This is a genomic window from Pseudomonas sp. GW821-FHT02H06 (genome assembly GCF_059421525.1).
The window spans coordinates 325613-339582 of the sequence record NZ_JBWKVD010000001.1 but is presented as its reverse complement, the minus strand read 5'-3'; the positions used below and the strand labels follow the sequence as shown (position 1 = coordinate 339582).

Below are 13970 nucleotides of genomic sequence, written 5' to 3'. Positions count from 1 at the left end.
CCAGCCCGCTGAACGGCTGGCCCTCCACTGGGTCACAACACCTGAGCATCAAGCCCGATGACCGGACGTCACGGGTATTGCCCTGTTGGCCCACTGGAGGATGAAACATGTCTAAACGATACGACTGGGACCTGATCGAGCGTCTGTTGCACCACGTACAAAACAGCGTCGCAATCGCCGATGCATCAGAGGCGTCTGCCGCAGAATTGAGAGCGTTGTTGCTCGAACGTGGGTTCATTGCCGCCCACACGAGTGGTGATGGCGGGAATAGCGAAGGCGCGACCCTTACGCCTCGAGGCGCGAGCTTGCTGGCGATGATCGACAGCAGCATTCCAGGCAACGACCATCCGCGTCAGGTGCTGGATGAACAGGCCGATGCGCTGGATAAGGCGACCTTTGATGAGGTGGCCTCAAAGGCGCAAATCGCCTGATGCTGAAAGCGTCCTGATCAGGACGCTTTTTTTATGCTCTTGTAGCAACTCAAGTCTGTGAAGTCCTTGCGCACATCGGCGATTTTCGCCAGCAACTTCTGCCGTTGATCAGCCGTGCTTTGCGCCATCAGGTCCGCAATCAGAGAAATCGCTGCCTGCTCGGTATGGTCGTAGGTGGCGCGATATTCGGGCGTCCAGAAGGTCTGGCGATCCTGCAACAGACTGGCAATCTTCTGATCAAAATCCCCGGCCTTGCGCTGTTTCACCGCCGCCAGCAGCAGCGACTGCCAGTGCGCGCGGTTGTCGATCCACAGCCGGTTCTGCTCGCCTAGCGAGGTCGACCACTGCATCACGCGAGCCTGTTGGCCTGCATTCAGCTTGCCCATCCAGGGCGTCAGACGTTTCTCCATCCGTTGAGCGCGTTCACTGATCTGCTTGTCCAGCGGCTGGTCGACGTACTCGTCCTCATGCTTGCGCAGGTCCTTGGCGAATGCGGCTTCCATCTCGGCCACCTGCTGATCGTCCAGCTGACGAAGCAGCTCGACCGCCGAGGGCGTGATTTCTTTGGAGAGGGTGGCGATGGCTTGCCGCGCTTCGGCGGTGCGTGCCTTGAGCTGCTCCTGATTGACCTGGTTGTTTTCGACCATCCCTTGCAGACGGTCCAGCCAGTCGAGGTAACCGGGAATCTGAGTGGTGCAGTGCCAGCTCAAGTGCTCTTTCAAGCGCTCATCGAGCCAGTCTTTCTGCGAAGCGTTCATGTCCAGGTAGTCGTTGAGCGACCAGGGAATGATGAAGTCCAGATGTCGATACGTCAGACCAATCTGACTGCACCCCGCCAACAGCGTCAGGCTCAGCCACAGCGAAATAAAGGTCTTCAACACAATGCCCATGACAGCTCCTTGCCGGTTCGTCTCACCGTTATAGAGCAAGTCAGGTCATGGCGGTTCAACCCATCAGAAAAACGAGCGCACGACCTTAAGGGTAACGGTGCTTTCGCACTGGGTGTTGTGGCCGCTGTAGGCGCTGCAATCGGCGCCGGTCAGGCTCGAGCCGCTGTACATCAGGTTCATGTCCATGCCCAGAACAGGGCGCGACACGTTGAACGACCAGTCGCTGTAGGCGTTGACCACGCCGCCGCCGTCGATGATCGTGGGCGAATCGAGCTGGTGGTTGCCGTACTGCATGCGCAGGTCCAGGCCCAGGGGAATCATGCTGCCCAGGTCGAGAAACACGGTGCTGTCCTGGCGACCGGCGTCGGTGCTGAAGGCAGTGCCGATGCGGCTGTCGAAGATGCGGAAACCGGCATAAAGCTCGTGGCTGTCGAGCTGGTCGGTATTCGGGTAGCTGTAGCGAATGACGCCAAGCTCGTAACCGAGGGTTTTGTCGAAGGGCTTCTTGAAGCCCATGTAGGAGTCGACTTCCAGCGCGGTGTCGGGGGTCAGCCCTGCGCTGGGGGACCATTGCCCGAAGTAGAAACCGCTGTCGTGGGTCAGATCGAGTCCGCCGTGGAACTTGGTATCGGCACCGCTCGGTGTCACCAGGCCCTGGGCCATGGTGCGGCTGGGCGTCGTGCCGAGCTTCAGGCTGAAGTCGCCCAGTTCCCGCTCGATGACTTGAGCGCTGGCGGCGTGATGCATGAGGGCGGCGCAGGTAAACACCGCACCGGTCCAACGGTTGAAACAGCGAGCATAAGGCATGCTTCACTCCTTTCAGGTTTCAGAGGAGTGGGTCGAAGGTTTCTATCCGAAAGCCGAATGGCCTGGCAAGAACCGCGAGCTAGAGCGGTGCAAGGATACCGCCGATTGGCGCCATCTCACGACCATTGGTCGATTCGAGGCAGATGCGCAGAACTTTGCGATCAGTTCGCGGGGGAAATCAGCTGATTGACGACGATCAAGGCTTGAGGAAAAGACGGATAACCGCTGGTGGCTACGTCCAGTTTTTCGTACTGGGTGCGGTACTTCTGTGCCTTTTCCTGATCGTCCATTCCGGCCCTTTGCGCAAGCAGGGCGATGGCCAGCGGGTAGTTGCGATCTGCAGAATCATTGAGCCTGGCATCGATCAGCTTCGGCTCGGCGTTCTGACGCAGAAGCAGTATGGCCTGGTAAAACTCGGCTTCGCCGGTTGTGTCTTCGCGTGCTGCCCGTTCAAGAAGCGCGCTGGCGAGTTCGTCGTTTTCGGCGCGACGTTCGTTGGTCAGTAGCTTGGCCTGGAGCATGTCGTTCTGGTACAGCAGGTAGTCGGCACGGCAGGCGCTGCCCGGTATCGAGGTGTCACATCCGTGGGTCACACAGCCGGTGAGCCCGAGGCTGAGCAGGGCGCCAATGATCATCCGTTTGTTCATATCGGTTTCCGCAGAGACGTCAGCAGATCAGGGCATCGTCCGCTCTTTTCCATGACCCATGGGTAACAGCATCGAGGAGCAGTCATGTGACGAGAGTAAAGCAGAGCTTTGTACAGCGAGGGAGCGATAGACCTGGCGCTTTGTGATCAAAGCGCCTGGATGTCGACCGCGGAGGCGGGAGAAAATTTACTTTTTGCCGAGGGAGATCTGTTTGGATGGGCCGAAGGTCTGGCCGCTGACACCTTTGGCGATCTGTTGGATCTCGCCACCGGATTTCAGGAAAGCTGCAATTTGTGCGTTGATCGAATCGCTGGTCTCAACGGCAGGAGCTGGCTTGGCTTTCGAATTGGATGCTTTTACACGCATGGCTGCTATTGACCTATATAAATTTAATACGGCCGGCCATCCTATCGGAATTGACCGGAAATTGCTTGGGTATTATCGGACGGGGGGAGGCGTCACGGTCGCAAGGATGAGCGCAATTATTTTCCGAAAGCAGCGGCTAAATGACTGTTTTAATTGCGATGTTTAATCTGGCGTTCCGTCGATTATGCCCGGCGTTCAAGGCGGCCGAACGGCTCGACGACCTGACGAATGGCTTTAGCTCGGCACCGCTTGCGTTGCGTGGTTCATCCAGGCGTTGATTTCCAGGGCGGCGATGCCGGCGGCAGATGTCGATCCGAAATGGCCACCGGAATGCCCGCCCGAATTCGGGTAGAATGCCGCCCACGTAACGAGGGTATCTGCACATGGCTTTAGTCGGGCGCTACAACAGTTTGCAAGTGGTTAAACACACTAACTTCGGTTTATATCTGGACGGGGCACAAGACGGCGAAATTTTGCTGCCCAACCGATATATTCCCAAAGATATTCCCAGCGAAGATGAAGACTGGCTCAACGTCTTTATTTATCTGGACAGCGATGACAAGTTAATCGCCACCACCGAGAAACCTAAGGTTCAAGTGGGTGAATTTGCCAGCCTCAAAGTGGTTGAAGTCAACAGCATTGGCATCTTTCTGGATTGGGGTCTGCCCAAGGATTTGCTGCTGCCGTACTCGGAAGAGAAGCAGCCGCTAAAGGCCGGTGATTACTGCGTTGTGCATGTCTACCTCGACAAGCACACCCGCCGCATCACTGCTACCACGCGTCTGGATCGTTATCTGGACAAGGTGCCGGCCAACTACACCGTCGGGCAGGAAGTGGACTTGCTGGTGGCGGAAGAAACCGCGATGGGTTTCAAGGCGATCATCAACAACAAGCACTGGGGCCTGATTCACAAGAACGAGGTGTTCAAGTTCCTGCGTTCGGGCAAACAGGAAAAAGGCTTCATCAAGGAAGTGCGCAGCGACGGCAACATCAGCCTGAGCCTGCAACCGGTGGGCGAGCAGCTTGCCAGCAGCCTCAACGCGCAGATCCTCGGCAAGTTGCGTGACAACAACGGCGTATTGCCCGTCAGCGACAAGAGCGATCCGCAGGTCATCAGCAACCTGTTCGGCGTCAGCAAAGGCAACTTCAAGAAAGCGATCGGCGCACTGTACAAACAGGGCCAGATCGTCATCCACGCCGACCGTATCGAACTGGTCTGACGTGACACTCGGCTGCAGCGCGGGATGGCCTGCGCTGCGGTCGTCTGATTAGTCTTGCCAGATCACTTCTGTATGAAACTGGCGAAGCTCAGGTTTGCGCCGTTCGGGCGCATGTCCTTCAAGTACGAATCCTTGTCAGCCGAGAGCTCCAGGCTCACGGTGGACTTGCGCTTGCCTTCGTTGCGAACCACCACCGCGTCTTTCTGATCGCGCAGGAACTTGGTGGTCACCTTCAGGTGAATCAACTCATCCGTGCTCGGCGTGTGCAACAGCAGATGCAGCCACTCGTACTGACCCACCGCCAGACGGCTCATGGGCAAATCAAACCACCAGATATTGCGCTTGGGGTCGAGCACGGCGAAGTGCGTGTTATTGGTGCCGAGCACGGCGCCGCCGAGCTGTTCATTACGGCGCGCAATGGCCTGCTGCTTATCGAGTTTCATAACATTCCTGGATCACGGTCTCGTCAACCTGGCCCGACGCCCTGAGCGCCGCCGGTTCGGTCGCGCATTCTCCGGGGTTCTCGGGGAAACATAAAGGCAAAATTGGCTGGCGCGATTCGCGGGCTTTCATGGGGACGCGGAGCGTCCCGGGCTGCATTTCCACGCGGAGCGTGGGAACGATCAAATGTCAGCGCCTGGACTGGCCTCTTCCCGGCTAAAGCCGGTCCCACTAAAAAGCACCGCGTGCCGTCAGTGCGACCGGAGGCGCCTCGCGTAGGACCGGCTTCAGCCGGGAAGCTTTTGATGTGCCTACCGCTGGTTATTAGGATGGATTCCGATCCCTCCAGGTGCATGGAAAACCCAAACTCAAGGCGCCATTTCAATCCATTCGCGAAATAATTGAACCTCTGATTCACCGCTCCGGTCAGTTCTAGTGTCGAGGTAATGACAACCTATTCTCACCCTGGAGTTAACCCTATGAGCAGCACCGGCGATAAAGTCAAAGGCTTGGCCAACGAAGCGGTAGGCAACGTCAAGCAGGGCGTCGGCAAAGTGACCGACAATGACAAACTGCGTGCCGAAGGCAAAGCGCAGGAAATCAAAGGCGAAGCGCAACAAACCGTTGGCGACGCAAAAGACGCTGTGAAAAAAGGCGTCGACAAGGTCTAAATCCCTTGCGCTCGGGGCTGCCATGCTCCCGGCGACCTGATTTGCATCACCGTAACGGCCATCCTTCGATGGCCGTTATCGTTTGCGCCCTCGACCGCCTGAAACACATCAAATGTAGCCAATACCCCGGGCGCCCTGTAAAAAGCCAGCCCGTTCGGGCAACTGACGGAATTTCAACGCAATTGCCCGCTCGTATGCATACCGCTTGTAGAAACGCCTGAATCAATAACCGTGCTTCGGCTACATCTGTGTCGCGAAGGAGACGCCATGATATTCCCGGACTTGCGCCAGCTCAGCATCAAGACAGTGTTGGTCAGAACGGTCAAAGAGTTTCTCGATGACGAGATGTCGACCTATGCCTCGGCACTGGCCTACCAGATGCTGTTTTCGCTGTTCCCGTTCCTGCTCTTCCTGATTGCCCTCATCGGCTTCCTGCACCTGCCGGACTTTTTCAGCTGGTTGCGGCTGCAATCCGAACTGGTCCTGCCGCCCCAGGCCCTCGACCAGGTCAATCCGGTCATTGACCAGTTGCAACAATCCAAAGGCGGCTTGCTGTCGATCGGTATCGTCATCGCACTCTGGACCGCCTCGGCTGGCGTGCGCCTGATGATGAGCGCCATGAACGCCGCGTACGACGTAGTCGAAGCGCGCCCGGCCTGGAAACGCATTCCGCTGTCGGTGTTCTACACCATCGGTATCGCTGGCATGCTGTTAACGGTTGCCGCGCTGATGGTCACCGGCCCGGTGGTCATGAACTGGCTCGCCGCGCAGATTGGCATGGAAGATTTCATCGTCACCTTGTGGACGGTTCTGCGCTGGCCGCTGATCATCATCCTGCTCATGGTGGCGGTGGCGATCATGTACTACGTCATGCCCGACGTTAAACAGAGCTTCCGCTTCATTACCCCAGGCTCAGTGCTTGCGGTCGTGGTGTGGATTGTTGCTTCGCTGGGCTTTGCCTACTACGTGAAAACCTTCGCTGACTACAATGCGATGTACGGCAGCATCGGCGCGATCATCGTGCTGTTGCTGTATTTCTACATCTCGGCAGCGGTGTTGTTGCTGGGCGCCGAGATGAACGCGGTGATCGAGCACATGTCAGCCGAGGGCAAAGAGAAAGGCGAGAAGGAAGAAGGTGAGCGCGATGGCACGGCCGATTTCAATACGGTGCACCTCAAGCAGCACGTCTCGGGTCTCGGCCGCGATCACAGCCATGACCACGATTACACCCCAACGCCGCCGGTGCTGAAGACCGACAAATTCTGATCACGCTCTAGGCAGACGGCGCCCGCTTGTGGGGCCTCTGCCCGTTGCAGAGGGTCCGCAATGATTCGCGAAATTCTGAAAATGGGCGACGAGCGCTTGCTGCGCATCGCGCCGCCTGTCCCCGAGTCGATGTTCGGTTCGCAAGAGCTGAAGACACTTATCGAGGACATGTTCGAAACCATGGAAAGCGTCGGCGGTGTCGGCCTGGCTGCGCCGCAGATTGGCATTGATCTGCAACTGGTGATCTTCGGTTTCGAGAGCAGCGATCGTTATCCGGATGCGGAGGCCGTTCCCCAGACCATCCTGCTCAATCCGTTGATTACGCCGCTTGAGCAAACCCTGGAAGAGGGCTGGGAAGGCTGTCTGTCCGTGCCGGGCCTGCGCGGTGTGGTTGATCGCTACGAGCACATCCGCTACGAGGGTTTCGACCCGGACGGCAAGCTTATCCAGCGTGAAGCCCGCGGTTTTCATGCGCGGGTCGTCCAGCATGAATGCGATCACCTGATCGGCCGGTTGTACCCGTCACGCATTACCGACTTCAGCCGCTTCGGCTTCATCGAAGTGCTGTTCCCGGGGATGGACCCGAACGCGGACGAATAACGGCTTCGTTGTGCAACGAAACTTGTCGGCATACGAGTAACCCTGTGGGAGTGAGCTTGCTCGCGAAGAGGCAGGTACATCCGCTAAACATTCGGCGGCTGAGCCACCGCTTTCGTGAGCAAGCTCACTCCCACAAGTTTTGCAGCGGCATCGTAAACAACTTCGCTCCCACAGGCTTTTCAGCGTTATCAAAGGCGAACACATTCCGCCTGGACTATCTGCAGCTCATATTATTTATCTGGCTTGATGAACCGCAGGGTCATGCGGTCGGACTCGCCGATTGCCAGATAATTCGCCTTGTCCTGCTCACCCTTGACCAGCGCCGGCGGCAGTGTCCAGACGCCGTCGGGGTAGTCCTTGGTGTCTTTGAGGTTGGCGTTGATTTCGCTCTCGCCAGCCAGCTTGAAACCCGCCTGCTGCGCCAGTTTCACGACGTAGTCCGTCGGCAGGTAACCGTTCTTTTCGTTCTCCTTGGCGGTGGTGCCGGGTTTGGCCCGGTGATCGACCACGCCCAGCGTCCCGCCCGGTTTCAATACCTCGTAAAACGCCTTGAATGTGGCCGCTTCGTTGCCGGCGTCGACCCAGTTGTGCACGTTGCGGAAGGTCAGCACCGTGTCGGCCGAGCCTGGCGTGCCGAACACCGGCGCCTGAGGCGCATAGGGCACGACCTCGACCTTGCCGTAATGGGCAGGGTCAGCGGCGTATTTCTGCTTCAGGCTGTCGGCGGATTTCTTCGCGTAATCGCTGATGGCGGGGTCGACGATGGCGGCCACGTAATGGCCTTTATCCCTAAGCAGCGGCGCCAACAGTTCGCTGTACCAGCCATTGCCCGGCGTGATTTCAATGACCGTCTGATCAGGGCGCAGGCCGAAGAATTTCAGCGTTTGCTCGGGGTGACGGTATTGATCACGGGCCGCATTTTGCGGCACTCGCCAGTCGCCACCTAGCAGGGTCGCGAATTGCTCATGGCTGACGGTGGATTCTGGCGCAGCAATCGCCGCCACTGCCAAGCCCGTCGCCGAAAGTGCCGCGAGAGAGAAAACCATAAGCGCCAGCTTCATGTGCGTCCTGCCTGACCAAGAAATGATCGGCGAGGCTAGCACGCGAGGCAGGGCCTCCGATGGCACGTTTGGTTTGGTCCACCGCAGGAAAGGTTCTAAGCCGCTATTGGGTTACTGGCCAGTCAAATGAGCCAGTGCCACCAATCGCTTGGTCTGGCGATAACGCTCCAGGCGTGAGGCCAGTTCCTGGGGCAGCTGCAATGTTTCTACGAAACCGAGTCGCTGATAAAACCCGCTCAGCTCAGGTTCACAGAACAACCAGACGTTTCCTTCAACCGACGTCAGCGCTGCGGCGATCAGCCCCGCCGCGACACCCCGCCCGCGCTCGGTGGGCGCAACGAACAGCCCGGTTAACCAGTGCCCGCCCGCAACAGGCGTCAGGCACATACCGCCAATAATCTCCGACCTGCGCGCCACCCACATCTGCGCCTCGCCCCTGGCGCGCATGGGCGAGCGATGGGCGCGGTAGAACTTCTCCAGCAACGGGCGCTGCACGTCGGGAAGGGGCGAAAACTGGATGTCGGGCATGGGCTGCGGGCGTCGGATAAAGGATCGATTGGGCGCATGGTTCTACCGTCATAACCAATCGATCTACAAGTTTTTCCTGCGTCGTTGCACAACCGGTTATCAGCCCGAATGCAGGAACCGGCAATGCCCCACTACCTGGACGACGCGCAGCGCGAAGAGATCAAGCGTTTGCGCGCAAGCTTTACGGGCCGCACGGAATGGCCGACCTGGTTGCTGCTGATCGGTCTGTACACAGGCTGGCCGACGTTGCTGGTTGCCAGTCCGCACCTGGGCGTGTGGCCGACAACGCTGTTGATGATCCCGCTGCTGGTGCTGTGGATGTCCGTGCAACACGAGGTGCTCCATGGCCATCCGACCCGTTCGTTGCGATTGAACAAGGTGCTCGGTTACGCGCCATTTGCGGTGTGGTACCCGTACACCTTGTATCGCGACACCCATATGCAGCACCACTGCGACGAAGACCTGACCGTCCCCGGTCGTGACCCTGAGAGCCGCTACCTGAGCCGGTCGCACTGGAAGCAGACTGGCAAAGTGATGCGTTTCTTGCGCTGGCTCGACAAGACCCCGCCGGGGCGTCTGGTGTTTGGCGTGCCGTTGGCGCTGAGCAGTCTGATCATTGGCGAAACCCGGCGATTGCTGCGTGGCGAGCGCCAGGCCTGGGCGATGTGGTCGACCCATGGTGGATTGTTGGTGCTGATGTTTTGGTTCATCGAGCATTACAGCGCGATCTCGGTCTTGCATTACGTGTTCTTCTGCGGCGTCCCGGCGCTGGCGGTGTCGATGGTTCGCTCCTATTACGAGCATCGCCCGGGCGAGCAACCCCAGGAGCGCACGGTGATCAACGAAGCCTCATGGCCGTGGGCCTGGCTGTTCCTGAATCTGAATCTGCACCTCGTGCACCACGATTTGCCCGGCTTGTCGTGGTATCACATGCCCGTCGTCTATCGGGCGCGGCGTGAGGCGTGGCTGGCACGCAGCGGCGGATTTCTGGTGGCCGGTTACGCGGAACTCTTTCGTCGCCACAGCTTCAATCCTATCGACAGCCCGCAACATCCCTACGTCTGATCAGGAATATCGAACATGCCCCAAGGCTTCGCCGAACTGTTGATGTACGTCTCGCCGCCGCGCGTTCAGCAGGCGCAAGGGCAGTGGCTGAAACGAACAATGGAAATCCTTGGCGTGCAGCGTCTCGATGCTGCGGATCTGGACCTGAAAGCGCTGTGGCTGTCGCCGCACTTGCTGCTGACGCAAACCTGCGGCTATCCGTTGATGACTGAATTGCGTGGCAAGGTGCAGGTGGTCGGGCGTCCTGTGTATCAATTGCCCCACAGCGCCAACGGCAATCACTGCAGCCTGTTGGTCGCCCGTGAGGACGATCCGCGTCAGGCGCTGGTCGAGTTCAAGGGCAGTCATGGCCTGCTCAATTCACGGGATTCCAATTCGGGCATGAACCTGTTCCGCCACGCATTAGCCCCACTTCAACAGGATGGCAGGTTCTTCGCCGACATCACGCTCACCGGCGGTCATCGCGCCAGCCTCGCTGCGATCAAAGCGGGCAATGGTGACCTGGCGGCCATCGACAGCGTGACCTTCGACTACCTGGCCCGCGACGCCAGCGAGGAGGTCGCCGGGGTAAAGGTGATTGCGCGTACGGCGGAGGGGCCGTGCCTGCCCTACATCACCCGCCTCGGCGCCGATGCTGATGCCATCCGCGCGGCCATGAATCAGGCGCTGAGGGAACTCCCCGATGTTGCCCACGTGTTGGCGATCAGCGACGTGTTACCGGCGAGCGAGGCGGATTACCAAGTGCTGCTCGACTACCAGCAGCAAGCTGAATCCCTAGGGTTTCCGTCACTCTAGTTATTCCTTGATGATCTATAAGAATCACTTTTAAGTATTTTTACTGCATAACCGCCCTTGCTAGCATGGCCTCTCGGAAAGTCCCGATGAAAAAAATTCAGGGCAGGGGATGTCTTATGGCGGGCGCCGACGTTATGCATCGCCACTACCTCAGCGAACTCTTTGTGCAGCACCATGCGTGGCTGTGCCTGCGCTTGCGTCGGCTGCTCGACTCCGAGCAGAGCGCCGAAGACGTCGCGTCCGAAACCTTCCTGCAATTGCTGGCCTCGCCCAACGTTGTGCCGATTCGCGACCCGCGGGCGTTGCTGACTACCATCGCCCAGCGACTGGTCTATGAGCGCTGGCGGCGGCGCGATCAGGAGCGCGATTATCTGGAGGGATTGGCCCTGGAAGACGCTGTTCCTTTTGCGTCCCCAGAAAGCCACGCCGCTACGCTGCAAATCCTTGACCGTCTGGATCGCCGCCTTGACCGCCTGCCTGCAAAGATCAAATCAACCTTTGTGCTCTCCCGCCGCGGCGGTCTGACCTATCCTGAGATCGCCGCGCGTCTGGGCATTTCGCAGCGTTCGGTGAGCGACTACATGGATAAGGCTGAAACCTGTTGCCGTCGCGCTTGTCTGGAATAAAGCGTGTGCTGTGCCCGGCCAACTGTGCCAAACCGATTGAGCTCCTCCCATCCCCGAGCGACGAGAGACATCCATGACACCAATCAAAAAATTGCTGGGCGGCTCGCTGCTGGCACTGGCTGCCCTGACGGGCTCGGCGTACGGCGCAGAAAAAACCGCGCCGATTCATTTCGGTGACATCACTTGGGAGAGCGGCAGCCTGATCACCGAAATCCTGCGCACCATCGTGGAAAAAGGCTACGGCTATCCCACCGACAAACTGCCCGGCAGCACGGTGAGTCTGGAAGCGGCGCTGGCGAAGAACGACATTCAGGTGATCGGCGAAGAGTGGGCCGGACGCAGCCCTGCGTGGGTCAAGGCGGAGGCTGAAGGCAAGGTCCACGGCCTCGGCAACATCGTCAAAGGCGCAACCGAAGGCTGGTGGGTGCCGGAGTTTGTCATCAAGGGCGACCCGGAACGCGGCATCAAGCCGCTGGCGCCGGACTTGAAATCGGTGTCGGACCTGCCCAAATACAAAGACGTCTTCAAGGACCCGGAATCCCCGGACAAGGGCCGCTTCCTCAACAGTCCGACCGGCTGGACGTCCGAGATCGTCAACACCCAGAAGCTCAAGGCCTACAAGCTCAACGACAGCTACGTGAACTTCCGCACCGGTTCGGGCGCGGCGCTGGATGCTGAAGTCGCATCGTCCATCCGCCGTGGCAAGCCGGTGTTGTTCTACTACTGGTCGCCGACGCCGCTGCTGGGTCGCTTCAAGCTGATCAAGCTGGAAGAGCCACCGTTCAACGAAGCCGCCTGGAAAACCCTCACCGACGCCAGCAATCCCAACCCGATCGGCTCCAGCTCCCTCGCTGCGCACTTGGCCATTGGCGTGTCTGAACCGTTCCGTCAGCAGTACCCGGATCTGGTGAGCTTCTTCGAGAAGGTGGACCTGCCCATCGACCAGCTGAACAAAACCCTGGGCGAGATGAGTGAGAAGCGCTTGGAGCCAAGCGTTGTGGCGAAAAGCTTCCTGAAGGATCACCCGGACGTCTGGACCGCCTGGGTGCCGGCTGAGGTTGTCAGCAAGGTGAAGGCGGGCCTGTAAGCGCTTTCTCTTCAAACTGTGGGACAAGCGGGCCGCCGCTTGTCCCACAGGCAATCCCGTCCATGCACGAGTGACACTTCTTGAACCCCTCATTCATTCCTCTGCATACCGAACGCCTGATCCTGCGTGAACTCGCCCCTGACGACACCCCGGCGCTGGCGCAAATCCTGGGCGATGCCGAGGTGATGCGGCATTCGGTGGCGGGCGCGTTGTCGGAAAAGGCCACCGGCGAGTTCATCGACTGGTGTCGGTTTTCCTACCGTGAACGTGGCTTTGGTCCCTGGGCGGTGGTGGAAAAATCCACCTCAACCCTGGCTGGTTTCTGCGGTCTCAACGCCGAGCTGGTGGATGAGCAGCACGAGATCGAGATTGGCTACCGGCTCGCAACCGGGTTCTAGGGGAGGGGTTTTGGCACCGAAGCGGCGCGCGGTGCTCTGGCTTATGGCTTTGAACAGCTGGGCTTGTCATCGCTGATCGCCATCGTCCAGCCGACTAATTTTGCATCGGTCAATGTGATCAAAAAACTCGGGTTCGGTGGGTTCGTCCACAGCCAGTATCATCGCCAGGGCGTGAGGATTTACCGCATGACCGCACAGCAGTGGGCGCTGGGTGGCTCAGCAGAATTGGCTTGAGCCTTCCCAGCTAAAGCCGGTCCCACAAAGTACGCGATCCCCGTAGGGCCGGCTTTTTCAAGACCCCGCAGGACCGACTTTAGCCGGGAAGAGGCCAGCGCAGGCACTCTTGATTGTGTGGCGTGACATCCGGCGCCTTCCCGGCTAAAGCCAGTCCTACACGTTTCCCTGCGCAGCCGGGATGGATATCTCGCCCCTCAACTGTTAGCGTCCAGCTGACAATCAAAGCGTTGATCACCGATAAAAAGTCGCCGGGAGAGGACATGGGATATTGCAGATCGACAGCGTTGACGATGATGAAGGCGTCACTCGGACTGACGTTGATGGGCCTGATGGCCCTGCAGAACGTGACGCTGGCCGGCGAAACCGCACCTGCCCCCGTGGCCGCAGATTCCGCGCTGAGCTTCGTGCAGGATAAGCATCTGGGCGAAAGCCTGGGCTGGCTGGGTTACCAAGTCGCTTCCCACACGGTGACCTTCGCCACGATCGTCGAAACCGTCGGCCGCACCAAGGCGCAGGAAATCGTGCAGGACGAACTGCAAAGCCTGCAGCCGCAGTATCAGCAGGAATGGGACCGCAACCTTGCGGCCGCCTACGCCGCATCGTTCAGCCCCGAAGAGCTGCAAGCACTGGACGCCGCAGACCCCGCGCCAGACGTCGCCAACAAATTCCGCAACAAGCAGCGCGACGTTGGCGCTGACATGAAGGACCGTTCCAGCGAGCTGCTCAAGGTTTACGTGTCCACCGCGCTGGACAACGCGCTGAAAAAAGCCAAGCCTTGAGCGCGCGCTTGTTCTAAAGCGTTTTTTCGATCATCCCCCGTCACGAAGGAAAGGA

General features: G+C 59.0%; 18 protein-coding genes and 1 pseudogene. 12 read left to right on the top strand and 7 right to left on the bottom strand.

Annotation, left to right across the window (positions count from 1 at the left end):
• Nucleotides 1-107 precede the first annotated feature (107 nt).
• Complete coding sequence (locus AC07VF_RS01640; protein ID WP_282366806.1) at nt 108-431, top strand: transcriptional regulator; 324 nt, start codon at nt 108-110, stop codon at nt 429-431.
• Between the two features lie 17 nt (nt 432-448).
• On the opposite strand, the gene AC07VF_RS01635 is transcribed toward AC07VF_RS01640, so the two are convergent.
• The 4 genes from AC07VF_RS01635 to AC07VF_RS01620 all read right to left on the bottom strand — a co-directional run bounded on the left by AC07VF_RS01635 (nt 449) and on the right by AC07VF_RS01620 (nt 3141).
• Entirely contained in the window at nt 449-1321 is an 873-nt protein-coding gene (locus tag AC07VF_RS01635; protein WP_495008764.1) for a DUF6279 family lipoprotein, read from the bottom strand.
• A gap of 63 nt (nt 1322-1384) precedes the next feature.
• On the bottom strand, nt 1385-2128 hold the full coding sequence (locus tag AC07VF_RS01630) for a TorF family putative porin (RefSeq protein ID WP_192171527.1): 744 nt from the start codon (nt 2126-2128) through the stop codon (nt 1385-1387).
• 161 nt (nt 2129-2289) lie between these two features.
• Nucleotides 2290-2775: a hypothetical protein gene (locus tag AC07VF_RS01625; RefSeq protein WP_192171526.1), complete on the bottom strand. Its 486-nt coding sequence runs from the start codon at nt 2773-2775 to the stop codon at nt 2290-2292.
• Between the two features lie 186 nt (nt 2776-2961).
• The gene (locus AC07VF_RS01620; RefSeq protein ID WP_037012170.1) at nt 2962-3141 is read right to left on the bottom strand and encodes a PFL_1563 family small protein; all 180 of its coding nucleotides are present in this window, start codon (nt 3139-3141) and stop codon (nt 2962-2964) included.
• 140 nt (nt 3142-3281) lie between these two features.
• Between AC07VF_RS01620 and AC07VF_RS01615 the strand changes: the two genes are divergently transcribed.
• The gene (locus AC07VF_RS01615) at nt 3282-3419 is read left to right on the top strand and encodes a hypothetical protein (protein WP_192171525.1); all 138 of its coding nucleotides are present in this window, start codon (nt 3282-3284) and stop codon (nt 3417-3419) included.
• A gap of 105 nt (nt 3420-3524) precedes the next feature.
• Nucleotides 3525-4361 carry a CvfB family protein gene (locus AC07VF_RS01610; RefSeq protein WP_192171524.1) on the top strand — a complete coding sequence of 279 codons (837 nt, stop codon included), beginning with the start codon at nt 3525-3527 and terminating at the stop codon, nt 4359-4361.
• 62 nt (nt 4362-4423) lie between these two features.
• On the opposite strand, the gene AC07VF_RS01605 is transcribed toward AC07VF_RS01610, so the two are convergent.
• Nucleotides 4424-4804 carry a hypothetical protein gene (locus AC07VF_RS01605; RefSeq protein ID WP_192171523.1) on the bottom strand — a complete coding sequence of 127 codons (381 nt, stop codon included), beginning with the start codon at nt 4802-4804 and terminating at the stop codon, nt 4424-4426.
• Between the two features lie 477 nt (nt 4805-5281).
• Here AC07VF_RS01605 and AC07VF_RS01600 point away from each other — a divergent pair, with 477 nt between their 5' ends.
• From AC07VF_RS01600 to def, 3 genes are all read left to right on the top strand, one after another.
• Complete coding sequence (locus AC07VF_RS01600) at nt 5282-5473, top strand: CsbD family protein (protein WP_192171522.1); 192 nt, start codon at nt 5282-5284, stop codon at nt 5471-5473.
• Nucleotides 5474-5740: 267 nt separating this feature from the next.
• On the top strand, nt 5741-6739 hold the full coding sequence (locus AC07VF_RS01595) for a YihY/virulence factor BrkB family protein (RefSeq protein WP_192171521.1): 999 nt from the start codon (nt 5741-5743) through the stop codon (nt 6737-6739).
• 60 nt (nt 6740-6799) lie between these two features.
• Entirely contained in the window at nt 6800-7339 is a 540-nt protein-coding gene (def, locus tag AC07VF_RS01590; protein ID WP_192171520.1) for a peptide deformylase, read from the top strand.
• A gap of 230 nt (nt 7340-7569) precedes the next feature.
• Here def and AC07VF_RS01585 read toward each other — a convergent pair whose 3' ends face one another.
• Nucleotides 7570-8400: a class I SAM-dependent methyltransferase gene (locus tag AC07VF_RS01585; protein ID WP_495008765.1), complete on the bottom strand. Its 831-nt coding sequence runs from the start codon at nt 8398-8400 to the stop codon at nt 7570-7572.
• Nucleotides 8401-8511: 111 nt separating this feature from the next.
• Nucleotides 8512-8928 (bottom strand): GNAT family N-acetyltransferase, encoded by a 417-nt coding sequence (locus AC07VF_RS01580; RefSeq protein ID WP_495008766.1) that lies wholly within the window; start codon nt 8926-8928, stop codon nt 8512-8514.
• A gap of 123 nt (nt 8929-9051) precedes the next feature.
• Here AC07VF_RS01580 and AC07VF_RS01575 point away from each other — a divergent pair, with 123 nt between their 5' ends.
• From AC07VF_RS01575 to AC07VF_RS01550, 6 genes and pseudogenes are all read left to right on the top strand, one after another.
• Nucleotides 9052-9993, top strand: a complete 942-nt coding sequence (locus tag AC07VF_RS01575) for a fatty acid desaturase (RefSeq protein ID WP_495008767.1) — start codon at nt 9052-9054, stop codon at nt 9991-9993.
• A 15-nt stretch (nt 9994-10008) separates the two neighbouring features.
• Nucleotides 10009-10788 carry a phosphate/phosphite/phosphonate ABC transporter substrate-binding protein gene (locus tag AC07VF_RS01570; RefSeq protein WP_495008768.1) on the top strand — a complete coding sequence of 260 codons (780 nt, stop codon included), beginning with the start codon at nt 10009-10011 and terminating at the stop codon, nt 10786-10788.
• A gap of 116 nt (nt 10789-10904) precedes the next feature.
• A complete protein-coding gene (locus tag AC07VF_RS01565) occupies nt 10905-11414 on the top strand; it encodes a sigma-70 family RNA polymerase sigma factor (RefSeq protein ID WP_495008769.1) in 510 nt (169 codons plus the stop codon).
• A 73-nt stretch (nt 11415-11487) separates the two neighbouring features.
• A complete protein-coding gene (locus tag AC07VF_RS01560) occupies nt 11488-12501 on the top strand; it encodes an ABC transporter substrate-binding protein (RefSeq protein ID WP_495008770.1) in 1014 nt (337 codons plus the stop codon).
• Between the two features lie 80 nt (nt 12502-12581).
• Nucleotides 12582-13133, top strand: a pseudogene (locus tag AC07VF_RS01555) (GNAT family N-acetyltransferase).
• Between the two features lie 263 nt (nt 13134-13396).
• The gene (locus tag AC07VF_RS01550; protein WP_346630678.1) at nt 13397-13915 is read left to right on the top strand and encodes a type 2 periplasmic-binding domain-containing protein; all 519 of its coding nucleotides are present in this window, start codon (nt 13397-13399) and stop codon (nt 13913-13915) included.
• The last annotated feature ends 55 nt before the right edge of the window (nt 13916-13970 follow it).

Excerpts from the sequence above, each read along its gene's own strand:
- AC07VF_RS01640 (WP_282366806.1), top strand. The coding sequence starts at position 108 with ATGTCTAAACGATACGACTGGGACCTGATCGAGCGTCTGTTGCACCAC.
- AC07VF_RS01635 (WP_495008764.1), bottom strand. The coding sequence starts at position 1,321 with ATGGGCATTGTGTTGAAGACCTTTATTTCGCTGTGGCTGAGCCTGACG.
- AC07VF_RS01630 (WP_192171527.1), bottom strand. The coding sequence starts at position 2,128 with ATGCCTTATGCTCGCTGTTTCAACCGTTGGACCGGTGCGGTGTTTACC.
- AC07VF_RS01625 (WP_192171526.1), bottom strand. The coding sequence starts at position 2,775 with ATGAACAAACGGATGATCATTGGCGCCCTGCTCAGCCTCGGGCTCACC.
- AC07VF_RS01620 (WP_037012170.1), bottom strand. The coding sequence starts at position 3,141 with ATGCGTGTAAAAGCATCCAATTCGAAAGCCAAGCCAGCTCCTGCCGTT.
- AC07VF_RS01615 (WP_192171525.1), top strand. The coding sequence starts at position 3,282 with ATGACTGTTTTAATTGCGATGTTTAATCTGGCGTTCCGTCGATTATGC.
- AC07VF_RS01610 (WP_192171524.1), top strand. The coding sequence starts at position 3,525 with ATGGCTTTAGTCGGGCGCTACAACAGTTTGCAAGTGGTTAAACACACT.
- AC07VF_RS01605 (WP_192171523.1), bottom strand. The coding sequence starts at position 4,804 with ATGAAACTCGATAAGCAGCAGGCCATTGCGCGCCGTAATGAACAGCTC.
- AC07VF_RS01600 (WP_192171522.1), top strand. The coding sequence starts at position 5,282 with ATGAGCAGCACCGGCGATAAAGTCAAAGGCTTGGCCAACGAAGCGGTA.
- AC07VF_RS01595 (WP_192171521.1), top strand. The coding sequence starts at position 5,741 with ATGATATTCCCGGACTTGCGCCAGCTCAGCATCAAGACAGTGTTGGTC.
- def (WP_192171520.1), top strand. The coding sequence starts at position 6,800 with ATGATTCGCGAAATTCTGAAAATGGGCGACGAGCGCTTGCTGCGCATC.
- AC07VF_RS01585 (WP_495008765.1), bottom strand. The coding sequence starts at position 8,400 with ATGAAGCTGGCGCTTATGGTTTTCTCTCTCGCGGCACTTTCGGCGACG.
- AC07VF_RS01580 (WP_495008766.1), bottom strand. The coding sequence starts at position 8,928 with ATGCCCGACATCCAGTTTTCGCCCCTTCCCGACGTGCAGCGCCCGTTG.
- AC07VF_RS01575 (WP_495008767.1), top strand. The coding sequence starts at position 9,052 with ATGCCCCACTACCTGGACGACGCGCAGCGCGAAGAGATCAAGCGTTTG.
- AC07VF_RS01570 (WP_495008768.1), top strand. The coding sequence starts at position 10,009 with ATGCCCCAAGGCTTCGCCGAACTGTTGATGTACGTCTCGCCGCCGCGC.
- AC07VF_RS01565 (WP_495008769.1), top strand. The coding sequence starts at position 10,905 with ATGGCGGGCGCCGACGTTATGCATCGCCACTACCTCAGCGAACTCTTT.
- AC07VF_RS01560 (WP_495008770.1), top strand. The coding sequence starts at position 11,488 with ATGACACCAATCAAAAAATTGCTGGGCGGCTCGCTGCTGGCACTGGCT.
- AC07VF_RS01550 (WP_346630678.1), top strand. The coding sequence starts at position 13,397 with ATGGGATATTGCAGATCGACAGCGTTGACGATGATGAAGGCGTCACTC.